Below are 15,127 nucleotides of genomic sequence, written 5' to 3' on the forward strand. Positions count from 1 at the left end.
GGAATATGACCTGTCCAACAAGCCATTTCCAGTTTTTTCATGTAAAGACAAGTTTTTTACACAATGCAACCCCTACATTATATCATAGGTTTGCTTTCTTTCAACAGCGAGACCTAAATATAAGGGGTGGAAATTTTCTCAATTTCCTCGATTTGCGCCCTTGCTTGTTCTATTTCTAGTAACTCTGCTCCATATTCAAAGGCAATTTTGCTTATTTCCACGTATATTCCGAGATATTCCTGGGCGAGAAGATGAAAAGCGGCAGCCCATGCCGCAGAATCTTCCGGCTCCAGTTCAAATGGATAACTAATAAAAAACGTCCGCTCAACCATTTCGACCGTATTTTCATAGAGACCAGGGCTTTCATTTTCTAACCGATTCAGAAGCAAATTCTTTACCTCCAGCATCCGGGGCTGTAGTCTGACCTCTGGCAGCAGCATCGGATTGATTGCTTTTTCTTGTGAAAACTTTTTCACTTCCAATTCCTTATTTATTTCTTGTTCTTTTAATAGAGTTACTAGCATGGTTTTTAAAAATGGATGACCCGCTTCTGCCTGTAAATAATCCGTTATTTCTTCGAAATGGGGGCGAATATTTTTCTCTGCCAAACTTGCAACCACTAACATTTGCTCGTTTAGGTTCTTTTTTGAAAAAAGATCTAAATTTTGAACCTCAGATGTAATTTCCTCATCTCCAGCAGGCTGGCGATTCTCTGCCATCCTTCTGCTAAATTGCAGGATGGTTAAAAAATGATCCTGTTTTTCCGAAGGAATTTCTTTTTCCTCAAATAAGACTTCGATGGTCGAGACAATTTCCTGGTATTCGTGAAGTTGAATTAGCACGGTTAAATAAAGGTCGACCATTTGAAAATAGTCACCAATTCCTTTTAAAAGCATTTCCTTCGCTAGTACTTTTGCTTTACTAAAAGAGCCTGCTTCGAAATATGCCAGGACAAGCCCGATTAAAATGTTTTCATTAGTTGGATCTAGTTCCCTGGCTTCCTCCAATAGGGGAATGGCTTCATTAAATTTTTTCTTTTCAAGGCTTTCCAAGCCTTTATCGGTTAGCCTTTTTTCAAGTCCCGGAAAATAGACCACATTATCTTTTCGTTTCACTATTTCGCGCTTTTTCATTTTATTCGTCCTTCTATTTGTCATTGGAAAATAGTGTAGCATAAATAAAGCACAAAAAAAACTCACCATTGCTGGCGAGTTACGATTCTGGTATGTAGTTTAATGGCGTCCCAGGAGAGATTCGAACTCCCGACCGTACGCTTAGAAGGCGTATGCTCTGAGGTCGGAGAGGGCGGGACATACCGCTATTTTTCTTCCACTGTGTATAACGGTCACTTTTCGAACTTAGACCGAATGACTTAATTTCTATTATAGTGGGCTATGCTTTGTAATTCAACAATAATAGTTGACATTTATAGGTGAATCAAAAAAAGACATCCTACCAATAATGGATGTCAACTTAAAACTATTTCACTTGTTCTTGTAGCACTTCTTTTAATAATTCAATAACATTTTCTTCGTTTGGGTCATTTGTTCCAAGTTCACCTCGGAAGGCTTTAGAAAAGATTGCTTTTTTTATTTGGTCAATTTTATCAATGACATCACAAACTTCTTTTCCCTTTTGCTCCTTTTCAAACAGACTGTCCAAAATACGTACAATTTCTTGCTGTTCAGGTAGGGAAGGGAGATGCAATGGAAGATTTCTCATTGCTTTAAGTGAAAGATTTTTAATGGTGCTACCCGTTGCCATTGTATGTGCATAATCCAAAAATTGTTGGGTTTCTAAGTAATATCGAATAAAGCGTTTATCCAAAGATTCTTTTACATTAAAATAGCATGCACTTTTCCCTAAAATGATTGGTTCTTCATTATAGAAAGCCGTTTTCCCCAATGTACCATTGATAGAAACAAATACGGTTTTATCTGTTAAATTCTTTTTGTACTTTTCATATTCTTCGATATTCACTCTTTTGGTTTCAGGCTTTAATACAATTGAAATTCCATCAAAATTATTACCATTAATAAAATAGAATTCCCCATTATCTGAGTATTTTGGTGTCCCGTGGAGTCCATCACCTAATAAAGATGTGTGTTTCTGTAGTTCAGTTTCTTCCCAACTTTCCATTCCAACACCTTGTTGTTCTCTCCACTTCGCTGTCAATTTGCCACGAAACGCCTTATCCAAAATAGCTGCTCGACGAAATTCAAACGTTTTCTTCGTTTCCTCAATTAATTGTTTCGCTTCCTCTATTTTATTGAATAGCCGCTCGACTTTAGCAGCTATCCGTTTTTGTTCATTTAGAGGAGGTAGTGGGATGACATATTGTTTTAATTCAGCTAATGGGGGTAGGTTTTTTATCGCTGTACCTTTAGCATTATCTTTTGCTAATTGCTTGATGTAGTAATCAAAAGCATACAAAAAATAAGCATTATCTAATACTCTTGAAGTAATAACTCTCATTAAGGCTTGATTAATAACTCCTTTTTCATGAGGGGAGGGAATTATAAAAGTCTCACCAATAGTACCTGCACAACTTACAATTATATCTCCTGTATTTATCTCAAACCCTTTTAGATTTTCAAAGTCCTCCCTAGATATATAATAATCACCATAATCTATTGTTTTTCTAATCGCATTACCTTGTTCATAAACTTTATAGGTATCTTTGTTTTTAGGTACAAACATGCTTTTTTTAATTGCTGAACCGAACGGTCCTCTTTTAAAGTTGCATACACTCCCTAATCTAACCCAGACCCAATTCTCATGAACCTTCTTATATTCCTCACCTGTTGCTACTATGTCATACATTAATTCGTCAATATTTTTTTTCTTACTCACGCCTTAACCACCTCAGTATCGCCTACTGTACGTAGTTCTTCTACTATTTCATTTAATAAATCTATTGTTTTTTGAAGTTTCCCAATTGCTTCTTCTGCGGAGTCAATTGGGTCTGGTAAGTTTTCGTATGATGATAAAGATTCATCTGCAATCAATCCAATATCTAAACTATCATCCTTTTTCGCAATTTCTTCTCGTGTAAAGATATTCCAGCGTTCGTCTTCTATTTTCGAACGGTCTTCTGCCACGTATGCTTTCATGAAGTTTTCAAAATGAGCCATTGTTAACTGATTCCGTTTACCAAACGAAGACATATTTGTACGAAGGTCATATACCCAAACGTCTTTCGTGTTATCTTGGTCTGTTGTTTCTCTTGTGAAGAATAAGACATTTGTTTTTACACCTTGTGCATAGAAAATACCTGTTGGTAAACGTAAAATGGTGTGTAAATTACATTTATTCATTAGGTCACGACGAATTTTCGAACCAATACCACTTTCAAACAACACATTATCGGGCAAAACAACCGCTGCCCTTGCATTTCCATCATCTTTTAAAGCGTTATAAATCAACTGCAAGAAATTCAATTGCTTATTCGATGTTTCAAATGTTAAATCATCACGGGATACACGTTCCCCGCCCTTTTTTGTACCAAACGGCGGGTTTGTTAAGATAACATCAAAATTCTTCATCCATTTTCCATTCCCAGACAAAGAATCCCCTTGTTCCAACCGTCCTTCCATGTTATGAAGCAAAGCATTCATTAACGCAAGGCGATGTGTGTCTTTTACAAGTTCCATTCCTGTAAAGGCTTCATTCTTTTGGAACTCGGCTTCTTTCGGGTCGAGGTCAAAATAGTCATTTGTTTTATTTTTTAAATATCGGTCTGCCGCAATCATGAAACCAAATGTTCCACAAGCGGGGTCATTGCACCGTTCTCCAACTTTTGGTTCTATAAGCTGTACCATTACATCAATTAATACTCGTGGTGTAAAGTATTGTCCTGCTCCAGATTTCTTTTCACTAGCATTTTTCTCTAACAAGCCTTCGTAAAGATTACCTAATCCTTCTTCTTTAGCATTGTACCAATCAAGTGCATCAATCGATTTAATAATTTTCTCTAAGTTTTTTGGCTCAGCTATACTTGTAGAAGCATCACTATAGATAAGACGTAACTTCTCATTTTCACTACTTCCTAAATCAAGTAATAATCGCTGGTAATACGTCTTTAACTCCAAGCCTTCCCTATCCAATAAGTCATTCCAACGATACCCTTCAGGAATAACATCCTCTGTCTCTTGTTCTTTCATCATTTTAAGAAATAATAAATATGTCAACTCTGTAACATATTGCTGATATGTAATTCCGTCATCACGTAAAACATTACATAAATTCCATAGCTTTTGAACGATTTCTTGGTTGTTCATTTTTCTTCCTCCTGTAAATCCAGCGTAGTTATTTAAATTTAAGATTCTTCCTTAAAAACCTCTTTAATACTAAAGTCACATTAATGCAACTTACCTATTATAACTTAAAAATGCCTCTATGAAGAGGCACAATATTAACTAATATACAGGTTCTCATTTATCGTGTTAACAACCGTATCAATGTATGCACCGAACTCGCGCTTTAGCAATTTGTAGCCACCAGAAGTTTTAAATGGCTCTTCCGAGAACGCCTCTTCTGCGGTTGGTGCAAGAACAGGTACTTGGAGCAATTGTTTTTCAATTCTCTCTAACCACTTTTTCTGTCTAGGTGTCCAGTCATGTAACGAATATACTTTTTGCATCGCATATTTAATACGTGTTTCATGGTCGATGAGTGCTTCACCTAACGCAGCTTGGCGAATAAAGCTAATAATGTCTGCAGCAATGTCTTCATTTTTTGTTTGTTTCCAAGCTGTTTGTAAATGAGATTGCTTAAATCCTTTTGTTTCAAGGATGGTAATTAGTTCTCTTAGGTCTTGTTTGGTCAAATCCTTGGGTCGTGTACAAACAAGATGAAGAGCAGGAATTTCATTTATATTCTCCTGAATAAAACGAACAAACCCATCTAAATAATCTTCAGGGCGTTTGTTTCCTTCACCATATCCCCGAATAACATCGGTCACTTCATCATCTTTGTTGGAGATAAATCGCTTCTCGCCGCTTACTCGATATGTTTCTATATATTCAAATAACATACTGTGTTGCTTTGCTTCTTGAGGTGAATATGTTAGAATTTCTTTTGCCCATTCATCTACATTTTTTCCATCTGATAACTCTTCGAATTTTTTCTTACCCTCATCATTTAGCCGCTGCTTACGACGTTGAATTTTCGCTACTAATTGTTCCCTATAAAATTCCGCTTCTTCTTCGTTTGAGGCATTTGCAAGTGACTCATACAATTCACCAATACTGTAATTTTGTTGCTTTACAACAGGTTTCATCTCCGTATAACTTTGCAGTCTATCATAGATACCCACCGCATCATATATGTTAAAATGCGTTTTCCCAATGTCTGGGCAAAGACGAGTAGCACGACCAAGCATTTGGTCATATAAAATACGAGACTGAACACGCCGTAAAAATACCAAATTTGTGATTGTTGGAACATCAATGCCCGTTGTGAGTAGGTCTACCGTTACCACGACATTTGGTAACCTTTCGTTTTTAAATCGTTTAATCGCCTCTAATGGCTTGTAGATATAGCCTGTAAGTTTCATTATGGCATCATCTTCAATTTCATCGCCACGCTCTTTAAATGCTTCCTTCAATAAACGTACCACCAAATCAGCATGCTGGTCTGTAGCGGCAAAGATAAGTGTCTTCTCTTTCCCTGTTGGGTCAATATATTCAACCAGCTTATTTAGAACCGCTCGATTAAAAGGTTCAGTTATAACTCTTTTATTGAACTGCTGAACCTCAAAATGTAAGGTATCCTCTATTTTCTCTAGTTGAATTTCACCTTGGTCAACATCATATACCTCTACTTCTTCATCCTTTTCAAATGTAATCCCTGCCTCTGAAAGTTCCGTCTTAAATAAATACGGAGGTTCATGGTCAACTAAAAACCCTTCCAACACTGCTTCACTATATGAATATTTAAAAATAGGCATTCCGAAGATTTCAGTTGTATGAAGTGCTGGTGTTGCTGTAAGTCCTAAAGAAGCTGCATCAAAGTAATCTAGAACACGACGGTATTGGCTGACATAATCATTTTGGTCCCGAAACTCTAATTCTTCCTCCGTCATTTCACGGTCACTCGTATATCCGCGGTGTGCTTCATCCACAATGATGAAATCATATTGTCCTACACTAGGAATAATACCGTCTTCATTATAAAAAAGGCGATGAACCATACCTTGAACCGTTGCAATATGAACCCTAGTTTCAAATTCAGGTTGAACATCCTTTAACGATTTTACATCAAACGTACTGTCAAAAGAGTAGCCGTCTATTTTTGTATCTTTTAAAGCATCCTCTGTCTGTTTTCCTAACGAATTTCGGTCAACTAAAAAAAGAATACGGCGGCACTTTTTCGAATTAATTAAGCGATACATAAGTGCAATGGCTGTCCGAGTTTTTCCCGTACCTGTTGCCATAGCAATCAGCATTCGATGCTTTCCTTCTTTTAATGCTTTCTCTACGGCAAACACTGCTTCTTGTTGATAAGGGCGTAAGCCAAACTTTGTAATATCCTCTTCCTCTAGACGTTTATTTGCATCCTGGTCCTCTTTACTAAGAAGTAATTCCAAATCTTCAGGTGAATGCCATCCTTCCAGAGGACGGGCATATTCTAACGGTTTGCGTGAATCCCAAAACCATATTCCTGACTCTTCCTGAAGTTGTCTTAAATACGGTCGTCCGTTTGTTGCATACAAAAAAGGTACCTTGTATTCTCTAGTTGAAGAAATAATCTCCTCATCTTCAACCTGGACTACATTTTTCGCATAAACTTTGGTCTGGCTATCCAATACAGATGGAATATTTTTATGCTTTGCTTTTGCTTCAATCAATCCAACAAGTTTTAAACCAATAAACAAAGCGTAATCTGCCCGACCTCCGTCTACTTTCCACTCAGCGATTGCCATTTTTCGATTTTTTTCAGGAAGGGTGCCATTCTTTTGATAATTAAGCGTGGCTGTATCTGCTTCCCATCCAGCTAAACGTAACTTTTCATCAATGATAATTCGTGTTTCAGCTTCAGTTAAACGATTGCGCCGAATAAAGTTTTTGGATATCTTTTTACGCTCCTGTTTTACCTCCGCCTGCTCTGCTTGTGCCTTTTCACGAACCTTTTCCAATTCCTCTTCAAGCTTTTTGACCTTTTCTTCATATTCAATTTGAAGCTTTTCTGTATCAATCGCTTCTTGTTCTTGAGGTTCTATGTAATCAGGTGCTTGAAAATCCCAATCCCCATACACTTCCATGAACCAAATCGATAAACGATATGCTAGATGTAGCAATCCTTTAGCTTCATCTGTTTCTCCATAATCCGCACGATGTGAAGCACGATTTCCTTTAAGCCGAAGCCTATCAAATATATCGAATAGCTCGGGCTCAAGAAGACCTTCTTTTCTTAAAGTATTTATGCGGTCTACCTGATTCGTTCCATATACTTCTTTAATATTTTCGGCTGCTAGAATGAACTTTGTCATCGTCTCCGCAAATAGCCTAAGTTTAAATAATGTCGTCTGAGGGTCATGATACAAATTATTTTCTGCCGTCTCACCCAAGTTAGCAAGTACATCCCATTTCCCCCGAAAAAATGAAAAGTTGCTATTCATCGTTATCACCGTTTTCAGAAATATTTTATGTGACCATTATACTATAAACATACAAAAATTGGTGAGTACTAAGTTAATTACCCCTTTAAATTAAGAAGCTAGATAACTTATGAAACATTATATTAATTTGTCCATTCTAATCAAAAGAAAAAAGACTTTAACATGCCGTTAAAGCCTTATCTATTCTTCTATTGAATTTCAAGTTAAAGTTTTAATTTACAATTAAAAAATATTTACTCAATGGTGTCTAATGTATCGCTAAAGAACTTAGTAACAGCTGCATCCGTTATTTTATAATAACGTTTATCTCTTTCTTTATAACTTACATATTTGTTATTTACTAATGGTCTCATTGCATGTGTTACTGATAAATGGTGCCTATCTATTTGAGTTCCTATTTCGTAAGCTGTCATTTCACTATCAATATTATTATACAAAATCCTAAGAACATTGATATGGACATCTGGCAACTTTTTTTCGTGCCATTCTTCTATTTTCTTTTTAAATTTAGTTTGAAATTTATTGGTTACTCGAACAGTATCTTCATGTGTACATTTAAAGCACTTTTTATGAACCACATAAATATTATATTCAGTTTCATCATAAACTTTTTCACAGGATTCACATTTTATAACCTCTATGTTACTTATAACCCTAGGAATGTATTCATTTAAATTAAACTCTTCTTGTCGCCAATAATCGTATGTCCTTCTGAATGCAGGGCGACCATAATCTATACGTTTCAGTAAACATAGTCCATAATTAAGACCGTAATATGATATTTTTTTTCCTGGTTCTCTACTGCTACCTTCATTAAATTTGTTAACGATAAAATATAATTCTAATGTTTTTAAGAGCTTCTCTGTATCTTTATTGATAAAAAAGTGAGAAGTAGGCATCCAAAACAATGGACCTTTACGATTTTTTTCGAGTGTCTCTGTGAAAATTTGTTTTTTTAGTATTCCCTTTTGATATTGCTCTATCGTTTCCCGTTTCACATTAAATTGTTTTTCAACAATCTTGTCCATTAAATTTTTTTGGGCAATTTGGTCTAAAAGGTCTTTATCATCATAAAATGATTGCTTGAACCTTACATCGTTAATAAAATCCGCTAAAATATTCTCTTCAAAATATTTAACAGAGGCTGTATTAATGTTCTCTATAGTTATCTGATTTCCTTTATTAATAGAGCTTAGATATGCGTAATTTAAAATAAAACCAAGGGACCTCGGAATACTAGATGAACAATAAAACAATGTTTTTAAATACTCTTCTAAAGGTGCTCTATCTAAGTCAAAAATTTCTCCAAGGCTAATTTGATTTTTTGTATATATCTCTATTCTTTTAGCCAAAGTCCTACTAATATAGTCAATTGCTAACCCTTCAACATCACCATAAGTGCTTGAACTTTGTTCATAGGCATCATAGAAGTCCAATGCATAGGATGGTAACTTAGTTGAATCTATATTTCCTGTATAAATCCTTGAAGGATATGCAGCAAGTTTCACTTTGTATGTTTCATTATATGAACTTATTATTGGAGCAATTAATGAATCTATTACTACCTTCTGACTGTCCATATTTAATTCACTGAAATCATCTAAAAACAAATATATTTTACTAATTCCTCGTTTATTAGCTATTTCTTTAATTCTTTTTAATATTTCGTGTATAGAAAAAATTCTTAATTCTGTAACTTTTGTCGAAACAGTTGATTCATTCTTGTCTACACTTCCAAGGCCTACGTTTAATGTCGCGTTATTTAATCCTAATTTTCCCCCTATATCACTTTTATTTTCTTGGCTTTGTGTAGAAGTAACATCAATACTTCTTTGAAAATCCTTATCAATATACTTTCCTTCCTCAATGGCCTTGAATAATTCTTCAAACTCCTTATCTGAAGAAAACTTACTGCTAAACCTCTTTTGTATACTTTTTAATATTTCTGTCAAAAAATTTTTATACGTTAAATATTTAGTTAATGCTAGATTTTCTTCATCTGAATTGGCAGACTTAACCTCTTCATAACAAGTTTGGAGGTTAATATATATTGCAAACTTTGCTTTATTCTTTTGTATTTCCTGTTCGGCTCTTAGGAAAATTGTTGATTTCCCTGTACCTCGTCTTCCTTTTAATAAGGTATGGTTATCATCCAGTACTTGCCTTAAAATATATTCATTGTCGAATAAATCTACATATAACGATTCTATGAGGCTATTATTTTCATCATCTGTTATATCTGGTCTTCCACTTTTAATAAGTGACTTGAAAGCTTTTTCAATCTCATTTGCCACCGAGAGTAAAGTTAGATTCATGACTAGCTCCTTTGAACAATTTGATTTATACCATTATATTACAATAGATTCCTCTCGAAGTGAACTTTAAAAGGTCTTATATACGGCGAAAAATACATTTTTTTCTAAGTCACGCCTAAAGACATAAGCAAGGTACCTCCAATAACAACTAGATTTTTTATTATTGGTTCACATAAAGAGAAAGCTATGACAGTAACTCCATTCATCCACTCAACAGCAATAAAGACATTATGATTATTTTCGTTTCGAATTAATTTGTATTCAATCTTTAAAGTACCATAAGTAAAAGTGAGCATAATGTTTCCACTTTTCTGAGTAACTATCAGTCTAGTTGTATATCAAAGGTTAGTATTTTCTTACTTTGACATTTAATATCAATAATTATTATTACACCCACATACTTAATGTCCCTTATATCGATTATGAAAAAGGTGGTAAATCACAGATTAATCTTTAAAAACCTTGTGTTTACTGCATTTCCCTTAAATTATTTAATTTTTTTCATTGAAGTGTGTGTAGGGGAATAAATTTAGCGAATTAATTAATCAAATTCAGCTTCTCTGAATCTCCACCTATCTTTATTGTTCCTTCACTAACTTATAAAAAGTTGTGCGCTTCATACCAGCTTCTTTTATTGCTAAAGTGGCTGTAATTTCCCCTGACTGCCACCTTCTATATGCTTTGTAGAACTCTTCAGTTGGGTTTACCTTCGGTCTTCCAAATTGAACACCCTTCTTTAAAGCAACGACTATTCCCTCACGCTGCCTTTTACGAATGCGCTCCCTTTCTTCTTGAGCCATCCAAGACAATATTTGCAATACAAGGTCGGAAATGAAGCTTCCCATGCTGTCTTTGTATTTCGTTGTATCCAGCAGCGGCATATCCAGTACAATAATATCGGATTTTACTTTTTTGGTGATGTCCTGCCACTCATTCAGGATTTCATCTTTGTTCCTGCCAAAACGGTCTAATGAATGAATATAGAGAATATCGCCCTCCCTTAAACATTGCTTTAAGGCTTGGTACTTCTCACGGTTGAAGTCCTTTCCGCTCTGCTTATCAATGAAAATATCCCTTTCCTCGATGCCTTGGGCTTTCATGGATTCTATTTGTCTGCCTTCATTCTGGTCTTTACTGCTCACTCGGACATAGCCAAATTTCTTTGTTTGCATTATGAGTCCTCTCCTTATTTGGATTTGTTAATAATTGTTCGTAAATATTCATATGACTTAACGAATATCCGTAATGTGTTTTCAGACAATAACGAACAAGAAAAACATTGTAATTTGATACTTAAATGACTGTTCGGAAAAGTGTACTTAAATGAACACGCAAAAAGGGAACCACCTATTCAGGTAGCCCCCACTGCTACTTATAGATATCCTTTTTCTTTTAAGCTAATGTATTTTTCATGGCCAATTATCACGTGGTCAAGGACTTCTATGCCAACGATTTTACCCACCTCAGCAAGGCGCTTGGTCACCTCAATGTCTTCCCTTGAAGGTGCTGGCTGCCCTGATGGATGATTATGGGCAACGATAGCACTAGCACAGCATCTCTTTATTAAAGGTAGAAAGGTTTCCCTTGGATGCACTATGGAGGCATTTAAAGAACCCTTGAAAATGGTTTGCCTAAACATTACTTCATTTTTGGTATTAAGTCCCAAGCAAACAAATTCTTCACGTGTTAAGTACTGCATATCTTTAAGGTAATCAAAAGCATCTTGTGGGCTTCTTATTGCGAATCTTTCTTCCGCTGTACTAGGATTCAGTCTTGCAAGCTTCAATGCAGCGGTAATCTGTTGTGCTTTTACTTTACCGATACCTTTAATTGATAATAGTTCTTCTTCGGTAACATCCAATAATTCCTGAATAGATGGGAAACGGTTGAAAATTTCGCTAACAATATAGCTGTCATCCTTTTCACGGATAGTAGTCGCTAAAAGCATTTTAAAAGTATATTTATCGAATAGTTTTGTCATTATTAATTCCTCCAATTAATTGAAATAAAAAAAGGAGAGACGAATGTCCGCCTCTCCCATTGATTGATTAAAATTTTTTCTGTATGATGTACTTACTTAGTATTTTGATGATGAGTCGTTCCAGCGGCTCATCTTTTTTTATGCATACAAAAAGCCCACGAATGCAAAACGCACTCCAAGGGCTTCATTTAATGCTCTTTATAGCTAACATATACTTTCCTCCATAATCAGATATCCTTTACGCTCCTTTCACATTCAATTCACCTCCTTTAAATTCGCTACATTTCCTTAAGTTTGTTAATTGCATCACCCCCTTTCATTAATCAGTAAATATATATTAAAAAAGTTTCTAAAAATTAGAAAAAACTATTGAAATTATTTCGTAAAATGGTTTAGATGGTCTTGTTCAAGGTATATGATTCCTCTTTCTTACCTAGCCGTCCTTAACGGGCGGCACTCTCTCTTATAAATAACCGTAAAGGATGATGATAGATAGTGATTCCAGAAAACGAAGAAATTGAGTCCATTCTAAGGGCCTTAGAAAACAACAAAGAACCGATTATTGATGCTGGAAGCTTACCAATTAACCGTCAAATTAAAGTAAAGCGAGTTCATGACAACTTTACCCAAACGGAACTGGCTGAAATGCTTGGTATGGGTGTATCCACTCTTTCGGAAATAGAGAATGGGCACCGCCGTATTCCTTACAAATACCGTGAAAAGGTCGAAAACTATCTTTACCGTGAAATGTATTACGATAAAGAGTTTGTCGGACCGATAGAACAATAGGAGAATGGACAATGATGGATTATAAACAAGTGATTGAACGATTGGAGAAACAAAATATGAATCCTGATACTACTGAAGCTCAAAGAGAAGCCAATAACTTCCGTATTTCATGGCTTAAAATGATTCATAGGGAAAAGCCTTCAAAGACTAAAACAGTCTTTTATGATGCCGTACAACAACGCTTAGTCCATGGCAATTCCGTTACTCCTAATGGATTGCTGAATGATTAAGGGTTTTCCGTGCCTATTTAGGGGCTTGTGCCAGAGGTCGGGTTTGGGCGGCGCCCAAGGTTTTAAATAGGCATGGAATATGCTTGGGTGTGTTCTTTCCCCCTTTACCTGTTAAACTTGAAAGACTGACGGAAGCCTTTTTAAGTGCCTATTCAGTGCGCTGTCCGTCGGTGATTTTACGAAAACAGGTAAAGGCAAGGCAGTCAACGGGCTTGAAGTTTTTCAGCGAAGCGTTCTGAAAAAGTTTTGCGAGGTACGAGCAACCCTTGACTGACTTGTGGAGTGGGCTTCTCTTTTCGATTTTATGGGTTTTGGGTGTGAGCTAGATGCATGGCTGCTCGCTATACTTAGGGCATGAACAAAAGCCGAAGGCCAGCCGAAGGGTTACACCCTTAATACTATAATCCTTTAAGGGGCAGCATATTAGCTTTCCATTTTTAGGTTTCATATATATCTAAGCATCCCTTCTTACAGGGAACGGGTGGGCATGGAACGTCGTCTGAACCATTCACATGGATATTACTGCTCAGAGAAATTTGAGCTATTTTTTTGCCTATATAGCGAAATTACTTCTACAATTAAAACGAGACTTGCCTTCCCCACTCTAGCCAACCTGTAAGTAGACACTTTCTGCTTTATGAAATTTGGCTTCCGAACAGTAGTATGTGTCCACCACAATCTTAGGTGCAAGAAGTTATCTTTATTTGCTCAATGGCTTCCGAGCAATATGGTATCTCCAACTCCACTTTGGTGCAGGAAGCTACTCTCCTTAATCCATATGGGTTGGCGGCAGTTAGATACCTCCTCCTCCTTTTGAATTATGGTGCGAGATACTTATCCTCCTTCTATTAGGGAATGGCTGCGTTGCAATAGACACCTACCAACTTAAATGGAGGATGTCTTTAATGCAGATAAAGGTATTGGCAGTCATCTTCCATTGACTAGTTTTATAGTCAGATGGGTTGCTACCTTTCTGTTTGGAATAATATATGCATCATTTAGGAGGCTAAAGGAGATAACTAAACATACAAATCCCCCTCAATTTGACTCTTATTATATATAAGCTATCATACCTCCGTTTTTACTACTAAGGGTCATGGTAGGGGGGAATTAAAGGAGGAACCTATAGATGAACCAAGTAACATTGAATCATGAGCAATTCTGTATCTTCGTTAAGTGGAGTAGCAATCACGCACTAAACCAGATAGTGGAGGACAGGCTGGATAAGCTTAGAGACATGGGTATGCTGGAAGTCACCACACAGGGTAGAGGTAAGAAGGCTACATACACATTCATGATACCTGATGGATTCTGGAGACTTATTCTAATACCATCCATGTCTTTTAGGGAATGGGGTGCGGAGTACCTTAACATCCTGATTGAAGGCAAAGGTGTCCATAAAGCAGAGGGAGGCATCTTAGTGAAGTTCAGTTCTGAAATCATGAAAGAACTAGCTGAGAAATACAAACAGGATTATGAAAGCGTTAAGTCTACATGCCGTCGTATCCGAGACGTACTAAAGGAAAATGGGTATATCAGTATGGATGACCCATCCGTTGCAAAGAGTCACCGAGTAAAAAGTAAGAAAACTGGCGAATGGATGACTGGCACCTACGCACTCATGAAGGATGCAGAAGCCCGTGCAGAGTGGAAGAATTTCTTCGACATTAAACTGGCCCATTATCAATTAATTATGCCAGATGCCAAGACGGTACCCAATTATCTGATTGCTGCGGAAGCTTCTCGTATATACCGCTCCGATATGGCACGTTGGTTAGATGTTGCATACTACCGAGTAGCCAAGAGAACCTATGTATCAGACAATATGACGGCTGACATCAACTTTGCAAAATTTACATTCTTAGAAACCTTGGATATGGGGATTGTACGTAATGAGCTTGAACGCCGCCAAGAACAATACAAGCGGATGATGGCTGAACGTATGGAGCGGGAAAAACGCAGGAAGGAATTGGAGAAATCTCAGATACCTTCATTGAAGGAACGCAAAGCTCTACAAGCGCAGATTACACAAGCCGTACAGACAACTTACCGTCGAACAAGAGGCATGACCCCAGAGGAGCAGGAATCATGGGACAAAATGATTGAGATGACCGTTGGGTCTATCGCGACCGAAGTAGATGAAGAAGAATAACACGGGACCTCTCCAGCCCCTTCAAACATACAAAATATT

The 15,127-nt window shown here is 36.6% G+C and carries 10 protein-coding genes; 3 read left to right on the plus strand and 7 right to left on the minus strand.

Annotation, left to right across the window (positions count from 1 at the left end):
- Positions 1 to 113: 113 nt before the first annotated feature.
- From RCG19_RS03390 to radC, 7 genes are all read right to left on the minus strand, one after another.
- Positions 114 to 1,133 (minus strand): tetratricopeptide repeat protein, encoded by a 1,020-nt coding sequence (locus RCG19_RS03390; RefSeq protein WP_308109676.1) that lies wholly within the window; start codon positions 1,131 to 1,133, stop codon positions 114 to 116.
- A 346-nt stretch (positions 1,134 to 1,479) separates the two neighbouring features.
- Positions 1,480 to 2,853, minus strand: a complete 1,374-nt coding sequence (locus RCG19_RS03395) for a restriction endonuclease subunit S (RefSeq protein ID WP_308109677.1) — start codon at positions 2,851 to 2,853, stop codon at positions 1,480 to 1,482.
- On the minus strand, positions 2,850 to 4,280 hold the full coding sequence (locus RCG19_RS03400) for a class I SAM-dependent DNA methyltransferase (protein ID WP_308109678.1): 1,431 nt from the start codon (positions 4,278 to 4,280) through the stop codon (positions 2,850 to 2,852). The genes RCG19_RS03395 and RCG19_RS03400 overlap by 4 nt, the downstream gene beginning before the upstream one ends.
- 134 nt (positions 4,281 to 4,414) lie before the next feature.
- Entirely contained in the window at positions 4,415 to 7,621 is a 3,207-nt protein-coding gene (gene hsdR, locus RCG19_RS03405) for a type I restriction-modification system endonuclease (protein ID WP_308109679.1), read from the minus strand.
- A gap of 233 nt (positions 7,622 to 7,854) precedes the next feature.
- Complete coding sequence (locus RCG19_RS03410; RefSeq protein ID WP_308109680.1) at positions 7,855 to 9,936, minus strand: LIM domain-containing protein; 2,082 nt, start codon at positions 9,934 to 9,936, stop codon at positions 7,855 to 7,857.
- Between the two features lie 578 nt (positions 9,937 to 10,514).
- Positions 10,515 to 11,108, minus strand: coding sequence for a recombinase family protein (locus tag RCG19_RS03415; RefSeq protein ID WP_308109681.1), 594 nt, complete (start codon positions 11,106 to 11,108; stop codon positions 10,515 to 10,517).
- A gap of 200 nt (positions 11,109 to 11,308) precedes the next feature.
- Positions 11,309 to 11,917: a RadC family protein gene (radC, locus tag RCG19_RS03420; protein ID WP_308109682.1), complete on the minus strand. Its 609-nt coding sequence runs from the start codon at positions 11,915 to 11,917 to the stop codon at positions 11,309 to 11,311.
- 495 nt (positions 11,918 to 12,412) lie between these two features.
- Here radC and RCG19_RS03425 point away from each other — a divergent pair, with 495 nt between their 5' ends.
- The 3 genes from RCG19_RS03425 to RCG19_RS03435 all read left to right on the plus strand — a co-directional run bounded on the left by RCG19_RS03425 (position 12,413) and on the right by RCG19_RS03435 (position 15,088).
- Entirely contained in the window at positions 12,413 to 12,706 is a 294-nt protein-coding gene (locus RCG19_RS03425; RefSeq protein ID WP_308109683.1) for a helix-turn-helix domain-containing protein, read from the plus strand.
- Positions 12,707 to 12,717: 11 nt separating this feature from the next.
- The gene (locus tag RCG19_RS03430; RefSeq protein ID WP_308109684.1) at positions 12,718 to 12,936 is read left to right on the plus strand and encodes a hypothetical protein; all 219 of its coding nucleotides are present in this window, start codon (positions 12,718 to 12,720) and stop codon (positions 12,934 to 12,936) included.
- Between the two features lie 1,243 nt (positions 12,937 to 14,179).
- Positions 14,180 to 15,088 (plus strand): hypothetical protein, encoded by a 909-nt coding sequence (locus RCG19_RS03435; protein ID WP_308109685.1) that lies wholly within the window; start codon positions 14,180 to 14,182, stop codon positions 15,086 to 15,088.
- Positions 15,089 to 15,127: the final 39 nt, after the last annotated feature.

Source organism: Neobacillus sp. OS1-2 (assembly GCF_030915505.1).
Taxonomy (GTDB): Bacteria; Bacillota; Bacilli; order Bacillales; family Cytobacillaceae; genus Neobacillus.

Coding starts and splice junctions, on each gene's coding strand:
- RCG19_RS03390 (WP_308109676.1), bottom strand. CDS start 1,133: ATGAAAAAGCGCGAAATAGTGAAACGAAAAGATAATGTGGTCTATTTT.
- RCG19_RS03400 (WP_308109678.1), bottom strand. CDS start 4,280: ATGAACAACCAAGAAATCGTTCAAAAGCTATGGAATTTATGTAATGTT.
- hsdR (WP_308109679.1), bottom strand. CDS start 7,621: ATGAATAGCAACTTTTCATTTTTTCGGGGGAAATGGGATGTACTTGCT.
- RCG19_RS03410 (WP_308109680.1), bottom strand. CDS start 9,936: ATGAATCTAACTTTACTCTCGGTGGCAAATGAGATTGAAAAAGCTTTC.
- RCG19_RS03415 (WP_308109681.1), bottom strand. CDS start 11,108: ATGCAAACAAAGAAATTTGGCTATGTCCGAGTGAGCAGTAAAGACCAG.
- radC (WP_308109682.1), bottom strand. CDS start 11,917: ATGACAAAACTATTCGATAAATATACTTTTAAAATGCTTTTAGCGACT.
- RCG19_RS03430 (WP_308109684.1), top strand. CDS start 12,718: ATGATGGATTATAAACAAGTGATTGAACGATTGGAGAAACAAAATATG.
- RCG19_RS03435 (WP_308109685.1), top strand. CDS start 14,180: ATGCTGGAAGTCACCACACAGGGTAGAGGTAAGAAGGCTACATACACA.